The sequence below is a fragment of the Acinetobacter towneri genome (assembly GCF_001758345.1).
Classification (GTDB): Bacteria; Pseudomonadota; Gammaproteobacteria; order Pseudomonadales; family Moraxellaceae; genus Acinetobacter; species Acinetobacter towneri_A.
Genome location: NZ_MKQS01000008.1, coordinates 1 through 10,608, shown reverse-complemented (window position 1 = coordinate 10,608; position 10,608 = coordinate 1). Strand labels below are relative to the sequence as shown.

8 protein-coding genes and 3 pseudogenes are annotated in these 10,608 nt (G+C 34.4%); 3 read left to right on the top strand and 8 right to left on the bottom strand.

Annotation, left to right across the window (positions count from 1 at the left end):
• Window positions 1–36 precede the first annotated feature (36 nt).
• From BJN41_RS05960 to BJN41_RS05930, 7 genes are all read right to left on the bottom strand, one after another.
• The gene (locus tag BJN41_RS05960; RefSeq protein WP_227515217.1) at window positions 37–762 is read right to left on the bottom strand and encodes a PP2C family serine/threonine-protein phosphatase; all 726 of its coding nucleotides are present in this window, start codon (window positions 760–762) and stop codon (window positions 37–39) included.
• Window positions 752–1,282 carry a hypothetical protein gene (locus BJN41_RS05955; RefSeq protein WP_010111351.1) on the bottom strand — a complete coding sequence of 177 codons (531 nt, stop codon included), beginning with the start codon at window positions 1,280–1,282 and terminating at the stop codon, window positions 752–754. The genes BJN41_RS05960 and BJN41_RS05955 overlap by 11 nt, the downstream gene beginning before the upstream one ends.
• Window positions 1,269–1,967, bottom strand: a complete 699-nt coding sequence (locus BJN41_RS05950; protein ID WP_010111349.1) for a vWA domain-containing protein — start codon at window positions 1,965–1,967, stop codon at window positions 1,269–1,271. The genes BJN41_RS05955 and BJN41_RS05950 overlap by 14 nt, the downstream gene beginning before the upstream one ends.
• Before the next feature lie 262 nt (window positions 1,968–2,229).
• Window positions 2,230–3,696: a putative CRISPR-associated protein gene (locus BJN41_RS05945; protein WP_074964456.1), complete on the bottom strand. Its 1,467-nt coding sequence runs from the start codon at window positions 3,694–3,696 to the stop codon at window positions 2,230–2,232.
• Between the two features lie 67 nt (window positions 3,697–3,763).
• Window positions 3,764–4,897, bottom strand: a complete 1,134-nt coding sequence (csm6, locus tag BJN41_RS05940; protein WP_070153978.1) for a CRISPR-associated ring nuclease Csm6 — start codon at window positions 4,895–4,897, stop codon at window positions 3,764–3,766.
• Window positions 4,898–5,364: 467 nt separating this feature from the next.
• Window positions 5,365–6,687, bottom strand: coding sequence for an McrC family protein (locus tag BJN41_RS05935; protein ID WP_070153977.1), 1,323 nt, complete (start codon window positions 6,685–6,687; stop codon window positions 5,365–5,367).
• A gap of 1 nt (window position 6,688) precedes the next feature.
• A complete protein-coding gene (locus BJN41_RS05930; RefSeq protein ID WP_070153976.1) occupies window positions 6,689–9,337 on the bottom strand; it encodes an AAA family ATPase in 2,649 nt (882 codons plus the stop codon).
• Window positions 9,338–9,536: 199 nt separating this feature from the next.
• Here BJN41_RS05930 and BJN41_RS15840 point away from each other — a divergent pair.
• The 3 pseudogenes from BJN41_RS15840 to BJN41_RS15370 form a co-directional block, all read left to right on the top strand.
• A pseudogene (locus BJN41_RS15840) lies at window positions 9,537–9,932 on the top strand (IS5 family transposase); the annotation flags it as partial.
• An 84-nt stretch (window positions 9,933–10,016) separates the two neighbouring features.
• Window positions 10,017–10,172, top strand: a pseudogene (locus tag BJN41_RS15835) (IS3 family transposase); the annotation flags it as partial.
• Window positions 10,169–10,309, top strand: a pseudogene (locus BJN41_RS15370) (integrase core domain-containing protein); the annotation flags it as partial. The pseudogenes BJN41_RS15835 and BJN41_RS15370, both read left to right, overlap by 4 nt.
• A gap of 57 nt (window positions 10,310–10,366) precedes the next feature.
• Here BJN41_RS15370 and BJN41_RS05915 read toward each other — a convergent pair.
• Window positions 10,367–10,608 (bottom strand): integrase core domain-containing protein (locus tag BJN41_RS05915; protein WP_141730354.1); only part of this gene is annotated, 242 nt, incomplete at its 5' end.

Here is a 10,608-nt window from a genome sequence, read left to right as displayed (position 1 = left end):
CTTAACTAGAGCACTCAAACATATATCCAACAATGATTAACGATATAAAGCAGCGATAGTCTTATCATCGCTATGACCTGTCACCGGCCAATCGCTTATCCAATGCTTTACATCTAAAGTAACTTCAATATCTGATAACAGACGATATTGGTTCAACAGTTCACGATAGAAATCAATACGATGCTCAGAAGCTAAATCATCAGCAATCCCATCTGTAACTAAAAAGCAAGCCTCTAACTCTACAGTTGGCTGTACACAAAATTTCCATTTTTCAACCTGATTTTTTTTACCTAATGAGTATGTTTGATTGGCAAATAAACTTTCATCTTTATCAGTTAAAAAATGGATCTGTTGCTCATTTTTAACCGACGTAATGATGCAGCAATCACCATCCCCAATGTGAGCAATAAAAGTACTATCTCCAAATACAATAGCGAAGAGTGCTGTACAGCTACATTGTTCAACTTCAGCCCCATTCAGCTCTTCTAACCAAAAACTATGAAACAACTCAATAACAGATAATGGTTCAATTACTAATGTACTCATATAGTGTCGAGCAACTCTCACTACTGCTCGACATACCGCTTGAGAACCAATATGAGATAAAGGCTTACTTCCTAAACCATCAGACACAGCAATCAAGACCAACTCATTATCAAGTTCTAAGTGACAAGCATCTTGATTAGGTAATCCAAGGCGTTGATGAAACGGCCCTATTTCGGTACCACTGAAACCTCGCCATACTAAATTATTACCAGTCATCATCATTCGATTCATTTTCAATAATATGAGTTAAATCAACTCTGCGCGATGGAATCATGGCTACAATTTCGGATCGCAAAATCATATGTAAAACTTGATCTAATTGTTCTGCACGATAGCAATTATTAGATAGCGTATTTAAGTGTGGCAGATCCGCATCACCACCTACACCTATCAGATATAAATGATCGAGTTGGCTTAATTGAAACCGCTGTTGTGCATTTAACTTAAAGTAACCATCTGTCAATAGCAAAAATTTGACGTCTGGGTTTCTTTCAATCCACTTACAAAGTGCATCAACATTCCCCTCCCCGCTAGTGCTAGGTAATTCAACATCACTTCCAACTGACCAATGAAGTTGTGTAATATTCTCTTGCCAGCTGAAATAACATATATTGGTGTCATGTTGCTCAGTAAATTGCCTGATATAGCGTACTAAGTTAACTAACAACATTGGCTTACCATACTCCACCATACTTCCAGAACAATCGATAATGCAGTGAAGCTTAGATAAACTCATCTGACTCTTCTTGCTGTTGATTTTGCTCTTGCTTAACCAATTGCTCTATTTCTTCTGGTTTAGGCACAACATTGGCATTTTGACTATTGGTACGAGTAGTAACTGACATGGTCACAAATTTAAAAAACTCTTGAATTTGTGAAGCATCTTGAGCTGTGAATACTTTATTCTCTGTACCCGAGATAAATTCGTTAAGTACGGTATTAGAAGCTGCACCACCAATTGCCATTGCCATACGGTCACACTTATTTGAGCGCCCATCATTAACTAAAGCACGTAAAGGTTGTTGCCAAGAATCAGTTGGTTCACCATCTGAAACTAGAACAATTGTTGGACGATATGCACGTGATGGCGTTGTTTCCTTGTCTTCAATCATTGCTTTTGCCATCGAAAAAGCTGTACCCATTGGGGTACTACCACTTACTGTAAGGTCTTGCCACTCGATATCTTTGGCTGAAGTATAAGGTGTGTGAAGGAGAACTTTTGCACCAAAAGTAATAATTGAAACTAAGATCTCTACCTCATTTTTTTCTGCACTGGCAAAGTCTGAAATCATTTCTTTTACAGCAATATTAAGTTTTTTAATACTCTCCCCCCCCATACTACTACTGACATCTAACAGTAGCACTACTGGCAAAGGTTTTGCTTTAGCAACTGTAAAATTAGCAGGGTTAAATCCAGCCATAATTTATCCTCTTATTATCTTAAATATATAATTAACAAATAATTAAGCACATGTATTAACACAGCTACGTCTGACCACCTGAACTCTTAGTAAACTATGCTTAAACAAACTGCTATCTTCACTTACAATTTCTGTGTAAATTTACAATATCATATTTAAATAAAAATTCTTCAATAGCAAGCTTGCCAATTATATAATTCACTGTAATATTTCACTCATAACGATAGATTCTTACTGTTGATTTTTAGGGGGGATTACCAAATTACCTCCCTCCTTTAACTACATAAAAAAGTCTTGAGAAGAAACCTTTGGATATTAATTTTTTAGTGGATTTCTGCTGTTCAGCAAGTTGTTTTTCCAATGCTTGATAATTTATTTCAGCGTGTGTTTTTTGTTGTTCTAATTCTAATTTAGTGTCTACTATACATTGACTTAACTCTATTATTTTTTGATTAAGCACTTCAAGCTGATCTTTTTCCTCTAATTTATCCAAGTCATTATTGTCCATTACTTCTTCTAGAGTTTTAATTTTTTCTATTAAATACCGATTTTCAATGAGCAATTGATCTCTTTCCCTTAATAAATCCATATCATTACTTTGTGACTTGCCTACATTTTCAGTTATTTCCCATTGCTGATACTTAAGATTTTTTGCCATTTTCTCATCATATTTTGGTAAATCACGCTCATAAATTTCATGTGTTCGAAAAGCATAAGCTACATAAAAAGCATTATTTTTGACAAAACCAGCTAAACGTTCAGCAGTAGCATTTTGCTTAATCACGATTAAATTAGTTTCATGCCATTTTTCACTATGTTGATTACGCCATAATGGATTCACACTATTTTTAATTAATCGCTTTAAAGCTAACGCTGGTTGTGTATTATCATATTGGAGTTCATCTATCACATTCTGGCTAACTATAGGATAGGAATTACGATTCTCTATCGATAAAAGTACTTCAGCAAGAGGAGAAATCGTTACCATATTATCGCCAATAGGCTCAATAAATGAAGTAAATAGCGGTTTTTCCTGCTCAGTATAATCAATAATACAAGCGTAATATTCTTGCTCAGCTATAGCCGTTTGCTCATCAATACGCTTCAATGCCGGCACAACACGATTGTAAATATCAATGTCAAAACTAAATGGCAGGGGGGGGAGATTAATCAATTGTTCCGCATGTTCAAATATATATACACTACGTTTTCCATATAACATCCCTAATACTGTTACAAATGGAATCACTCCTTTATAGCCACCTGTTGGATTTAAGATCAAATCATATTGGTAATTTAGGTTATCATCCGTTAAATAAGCCAATATTGTGGTGACTAACTCACGAAATCCTTGTTCTTTTAATGATTTTACATCATGTACTTGTAGCCCCTTAATACGCTTAATTTCAATATTTTGTTTCGCAAGACCAAAAATTTGTTCAATATTTTTTTTTAATTCATTAGCGCAAGCTTTACTCGCCGCATTATCTGCTGCTAGCAAAACCACTTTACTCATTGTTGTCAAACCTAATCGTTCAAGAGAATTAATCTCTGCAGATATTTTATGTATGGTGTTTTTAAGTCCTGTAACACGCAGATTTATTTGTTGCTCAAATATTTTTGTATCCTCTTCCCATGCATGACCTGGATTAAAGTATTCAAGTTGCAACTCACAACCATTGGCAATAGAAGTACCTATAGTACAAATAACACATTTATCTTTTTGCATTAACTTACCTTTATCATATAATTTAAATAAAAATTAAACCTATTGGATTGTTTATTTCTTAATCTATCTAACATTCAATGATTACAGTCTCAGACATAAAATAACAAACCTCATGTTGCTGTGTATTGTACTCATTACTCCCTATCTCAATAGCTTCAACCACAATCGCTTCAAGCCATTTTTTAAATTGTCCATTAATTTTAGAACGAATTTGCTGAAGCCAATCTTTTTCGAATGGCCTTATATCTGTTAATTTTGACAAAGTTTCGGCAGAACACTGCTCAACCATTTCCCTATCAACATTAAAAGAAGTAAATACTCGACTATCGCTAGAAACCATTGAATACATTTTCAAGTAAGAAGCGCTATATTTAGTATCAGCACAAAACTGCCGAGTAATATTAATTCTTCTTTCAGGTTGTTGAGATAACCAAAGATAAAATGCTAGTTCTTTCGGTGGAAGTTTAATCTCTATACCATTTACTAAAATACATTTTTTATTAAATATTATTTGGACCTTAATGCTTGTATTTTTATAAGTATTTAATAATGCAATAGTCTTACTAAAAGACTTTCTTTCCATCTGATTTATAAAGCTTGGATCAACCATATTTCGCATTCGCACAAATGGAATCTCTGCAAGAGTAACTTTTGCTTCTTTAGTATTTAAAACCTTATCTTTGTTAGCAATATAATTATCGTTTAAGGTTGGGAAAAAAAAATTCTCCGAAAATTCAAAATCTTTACTAACAAAAACATGACTTAAAATATCTTGTTCTCTACCAAAGATTGACATGGCATAGCCCATATAAAATGCCATAGTCTTACGACCACCTGCTATTGATGCGTGAATTCGACAGTTCTCATCTGCAGTGAACTTAGCAACAATACGAGTAATGGAGTCCGCAATACTTTGTTGATCCTCTTCTTCACGCCCATTAAAAATCTCCACACCATCATCATGTTGCATCAGCAAAATATGACTTAATTCAAATTTGAAGTCTGGAAGGTTATGATGCGCTTTTAAATCCTCAATCTGCCCTCTTTCAAATAACCACTCAATTGCTTTTGCTTTTGCATTTACTGATGTGATTAAGTAAACTTCATCAGGAAAAGGCTTACCTTGCATGTGAATTGCATAAAGTGTTTCAGTTAATACCTGAGGGCTTATCCCCATGATCGAAAGCAGTATCGTTTTCACTCCTTACCCCTCAAATAACTTCCAAGCAAAGTACAATTCTGCTTATTTATCACTAAAAAAACAACAATCTAGCACTAAAATAACATTGGACTGAATAGCCACTGATTTAATAAACAGCTTTTAGTTAAATAAAATTCATCCTTAATCTGATGAAAATTTTTAACCTTTTTACCCAAGTAAATTTCAACAACTAAAGATTACTACTGTAATCTTTAGTTCATATATTGATTGAGAAAACCAACTCAATTCAAGTTGCTTTTTATGCCAGTCTACAATCCCATAAAGAAGAGAACTTACTAGCCTCTTCTGAGTTTGAAGCAATGTACTATGATAAGATTAAAATATTAGGTCAGGTGGCCTAACTTAAATAAAAAGTCTCCGACAATCCCGGTACGGTTCAGTTCCTTATTTGTTAGCTTTTGACCGATATCAAGGGTATTAATTGATAAAATTTTCATAAAATCCCTTTAAATCATAGCTTCTATATACTCTTTTCCAACCAAAATACCATTTTCCAAATCAAAAGGAAGTACATATAAACTAAGTTCATCTGAATAGTTAAAATGTGGCAAATGAACTGTAAATTTTTGATGTTTTGGATAGATCAAAATCAACTGACCTTTTTGGCCTAAATACTTATTGCCATAGGCGTGCATTTGATACAAATCAGCCTGGCTGATTCCATATTTTTCAGTGGAATTAGCCTTCTCTTGATGAATAAATTTCCATTTGGTATCAAGAATAACCTGACAGTCCCCCCCTTGATAGACAGCTAAATCAGGTTCTAATGCAAACCAGTTTTGTAATGTTCTATTTTTAGGTGTGTGACTCACCAATGTTTGTCGACTCGGTTGAATCTGTAATCTATGGCAAGGTTTTAACTGAGTTTGTAGCTTTTTTGCCACATATTTTTCGAAGAGCTGTGGCATAGAAAATAGTAAAGACATGCCACGGCGTTCGCCATTTTGAAATGATGGATTGATATTCAGCAATAATAGCTCACACCATGGTTTTATATCTTCGTATTGACTAAATAACTTGCCTTCACGCCATTGCCCTAAGCTTTCAACGGGATCATGACATGTTGGTATCTCATGCATTAATTCAGTAAAATCATGCCCGATTGCGATAGAATGATCATTCCTAGTCATTTCTAATGCATAAATTAACGCTGTTTTAATTAAGCGATTTTCAATACCATTAAACAGGAACTCATCATATTCAATTTCAAATAGATGATCCTTACCTACTCCATGGTTAATCTGTTGTTGAACTAATAGCCTTCCTTTCAGATAAGGCTGCACATCTTGTACTAACTCGTAATCACGTTTTAGCCCATGATGGATAAGTTGTTCGAGCTCTTCCAAAAAGCGTCGAATAATCCATTCATGTAACGGCAAATCAGTTTGCTCTAAATCAGCTTCACTAATCTGTTTAGGCCGTATGTCATAGACCTCAGAAAGTATGTTTCTTAATATCAGCTTAGACTTTTCAATCTGGCTGTCACCCAATTCAATTTTAGGTAAAATTTGAATCTGCTCATCATTGAAAGGGCTTTGTATATAGCCTACATAAGCACCCAGCTTAAAACTGTTACGCCTCACATCATCTAATATAGGAATCTGTTCTGTTTCATCTGTATGAGGTGCTTGGTACTTATCAACGATCCAATCCAAGGTCTCTTGGCTGATATAAGCTCTTCGGCTTGCTATCACCGTATTCGCAGCCTTATCAGTCACTACAGTCTTTTGATAAGACTGTAGCTCTGCGTATTCTGTTACCGTAATCATCTTACTTATAGATCTGTTGGAAACGTTTTAGATCACTGAAGCAGTCTAGATTTAATGCAACGGCAAACAATGGATTTGCTTTTGGTTGCTGCCCATAGCCAAAGATATTTTCATCAAAATTCAAGTCCTGAATTATCTTTCGCTTATCCATATCATCAGGATTATCATTCAGTACTAAACCGATATGTTTTAAATTACTGAAGAAATATTCTTGCAATAGCGGAATGATCTTATTTTCAAAAATTCGTCGTAATGTTTCCAGATACTTAGTTTCGTCCATTACCGAACACAAAGGCATGAAATAGCTATGACCAATTTGATAATCTTTACCTTTTAAATATTGAATGCGTTGATTCATTTTTTTGAGCATTAGAGGAATATCCACATCATGCTGCGATGCTTCCATATCCTCTAGAATTTGGCTATCTGGACCAATTTCCTTAAACTCAAATCGGCGGCGCAGAGCTAAATCTAACTGTGTTAGTGACTTATCTGCTGTATTCATCGTACCGATGAGATATAAATTTGAAGGTACAGTGAAAGATTCTTTTGAATATGGCAAAGTTAACTCACGTGCATCAGACTTACCGGCACGTTTATCATCTTCAATAAGCGTAATGAGTTCACCAAATATTTTTGATATGTTACCTCGGTTGATTTCATCCATCACTAAGACATAGTTATGATTCTGATCTAAAGCCACTTCTGACGTATGCAGACCATCTATTTCAATATCTTGTTTTTTTAGCTCTTCAAGGATATTTGACCAACTCATTCTGTATAACTCATATACAGTTTTTAAAGTTAAATTCTTTTGATCATTCAAAGCTAAGATATTTAAACTGATATCCTTCGCAATCCAATTTATATCTCTGACATGTGCATAGTCATCTTCATCAATTGAATCATAGTAATAATCAGATGTAACGACACCGATAGCTTGAATTGTTTGCTGGTCTTTTAGACATAAAACAATATCGCCAATTTTTATTCTCGAGCTAAAATCATACAAAGTAGAATGTGTATTTGACTTAAGCGATTCATAATATAGTTGCTCTTTTTCAGTACGGTCCTCTCTTAAATCACCAACATTACTCCAGCCAATTCTTGCTTGACCATTTTCAAAATATCTTTTACGTCGTTCTGTTTCCCAACGTTCACCTAAAGATATCTTCCAAATAGTTGGCTCTTGGTTCAATCCTATATCTGATTGATAAATACCTTGTGATTTCATCGCTGCAATAGCAATACGTTTAAAAATCCCATCTTCAACCTTATAAGCAATATTTTTCTCTTCTTCAGGAATATATGCTTTTAAACCTTCAATGAAGTCTTCATAACTAAAACTTTGGTGAAAAGTGGTAAAAGCTATTTGCTTTGCCTTAATTAATTCATCATATTTTTCTTTAATTATCTTATGACGTTCGATAATGTCGGTCTCTGTTAGTGAGGCATACCACACTGGATCAGCAATTTGAACAGCCAATTCTGTTGTGGCATATGTTTTACCTGTGCCAGGAGGTCCGTATAGAATTTGATTTAAAGGATGATTTACCATTTTTTCCTCATTTTTTTTGATATCTATTTTTATACCTAAATCATCAATAAAGCTCTTCACTTCACTGATATTACAACCATCATATAAATCTAAAATATCTAAAACATTATTCCAGCTATGCAATTCATTTTTAATTCGGAAAACACATACTTCTTTGCCACAAAGATTAGGTGCATTTTTTTGACTTAGATTCGAGTTACCTAAAACTCGCCATTGACTAGGAATTTCTATATCTAACCTATGCTCTAAAATGATATTGAAATTATCTAAATCTAAAATATTTTTACTAGTAGATTTATCCTTCTTTAACCCAATTTCTAAAGCTAACTGTTTTTTTGAATGATTGATAAAACCTTTAATTTTGTCTGTACCTTCACTAATTCTTTGATAATTCCTATCTAATAAAATATCTAGATTTTCTGCATTTAGATCATAAGTATTTATAAACCAACATCTATGAGAAAGCTCAGCAAAAGAGTAGTTAAATCTCTCAGCCAATTCATCCAAAACAGCTTTATAATCAACCCATAAAAATTTTTTCTTGGAACTTAAAATATTGTTTTCAATTAGCCAATCTTCCGTTTGACCATCTAGCGGAAAAAATTTACTAGGGAATAACATAAACATCATTTGGCTTAACTTGCCTATAGCCGTTTGCTTAATCTCTAAGGCACTATTAAATAATTGTTCTAGCTCTTCACTCCTGTGAATAGCAACAAATAGTTTCCATAAAGTTTTAATATCTGAATTTTGGCGTTCTTTTGCATAAGCAAATAGCCATGCGCCTAAAGGTAGAACATTAGGAACCCCCGAGTAATCTGAAGGAGTTTCTAGATTTAAGTTTTCTAGATCACTTAAATTCTGGATCAATTGATTTCTTTTTTCTTCACCATGTTTCAATATGAGTGCGATAAAACTAAAAGGATCAATTTCTTGTAATAGAAAACTGTTACCACTTTTATCTTGATCATCTAGACCTTTATTTACACCAATTTTTTTAAGGAGCTGAATTAAATACTCTTGGTTACCTTCATACTGTAATAACCATTCTGAAATTTTTTCGAACGTTCCAACCCAAGTATATTTTTCCATTTTTCACTCAATAAAGTAAAACTAATTCTTATCTGTAATAATTTAATCAAATTAATTAAATTTAAACCTAAATATATCAAATTCTGCTTGAAAATTATCTAAATCTTTAGACTAATTTTAGGACGTGTCCTCATTTGAAGAATTGGTTTTAAATGCTTAAAATCCTCGTTTAAGCTCTTTTCATTTCTACATTTTTTCAATGGCACGTACTCTTCTCACCGATGATATTTGGCAGCAAATTCAAGATACTATGCGATTACATGGTTGTTACTGTTCAAAAACAGTATAAATATCATGGAAGCTATCTTATTGAAACTAAGTACGGATGCGACATGGCGGGATATTCCTCAAGAACTTTGCCCTTGGCAAACTGCTTACAATCGCTTCAATCGCTGGGCAAGTATGGGATTATGGGATAAATTTTTTTAGATTACGAGGCATTCTGGATCAGGAATGGGTATTCATTGATGGAAGCTACATACGCGTGCATCAACATGCAAGTGGAGCTCGGCATGTTTTCGAAAGAGCAATTGGACAATCACGCGGTGGACGAACAACAAAAATACATCTTGCAACCGACGCGAATGGATTACCGTGAACGGTACCGGGTTTGTCGGAGAGTCAATATTCTGAGATGAGAAGCATTGCTTCGCAAGACGTAGCGAAGCGTAGTGTCCCGATGACAAAATTAAAATATACCCCTGAAATCAGAGAAAGAGCGGTTCAATTATTGATTGAATCTGAACAAGATTATCCTTCTACTTGGGCTGCAATCACAGCAATTGCGCCTAAGATTAGTTGTATTCCTGAAACACTTCGTGCCTGGCATCAGCGGATGTACAACTTGCGACACTAAACTGGGTAGATTGGTTCAATAAAAAGCGTGTACACAGTGCACTGGGTTATGTATCGCCTTTTGAGTTTGAAGCAATGTACTATGATAAGATTAACCCGTTAGGTCAGGTGGCCTAACTTGTACTAGCTCAAACCTGATCTGACAGTTACCCATTTTTTATTGTGCCTGTCAGGTTAAATTTGAGCTAAATTTTTCTCAGCCCAAATCCGTTTTCCATCAAGTAAAGTTTCAAGTGGTGTACGACCACAGCACATTTTTCCTTGATGAGTCCGTTCAGTATTATAGAATTTCAGCCAATCGTCTAGATCAACTTGTAATTCTTCCAATGAGCTATAAAGCTTCTTCCTAAACGTAATTTGATAGAACTCCTGCAAAATCGTCTTATGGAAACGCTCACATATACCATTTGTTTGCG

What these genes read in the sequence shown, in the direction of transcription:
- BJN41_RS05960 (WP_227515217.1), bottom strand. Translation starts at nt 762, where the DNA reads ATGACTGGTAATAATTTAGTATGGCGAGGTTTCAGTGGTACCGAAATA.
- BJN41_RS05955 (WP_010111351.1), bottom strand. Translation starts at nt 1,282, where the DNA reads ATGAGTTTATCTAAGCTTCACTGCATTATCGATTGTTCTGGAAGTATG.
- BJN41_RS05950 (WP_010111349.1), bottom strand. Translation starts at nt 1,967, where the DNA reads ATGGCTGGATTTAACCCTGCTAATTTTACAGTTGCTAAAGCAAAACCT.
- BJN41_RS05945 (WP_074964456.1), bottom strand. Translation starts at nt 3,696, where the DNA reads ATGCAAAAAGATAAATGTGTTATTTGTACTATAGGTACTTCTATTGCC.
- BJN41_RS05935 (WP_070153977.1), bottom strand. Translation starts at nt 6,687, where the DNA reads ATGATTACGGTAACAGAATACGCAGAGCTACAGTCTTATCAAAAGACT.
- BJN41_RS05930 (WP_070153976.1), bottom strand. Translation starts at nt 9,337, where the DNA reads ATGGAAAAATATACTTGGGTTGGAACGTTCGAAAAAATTTCAGAATGG.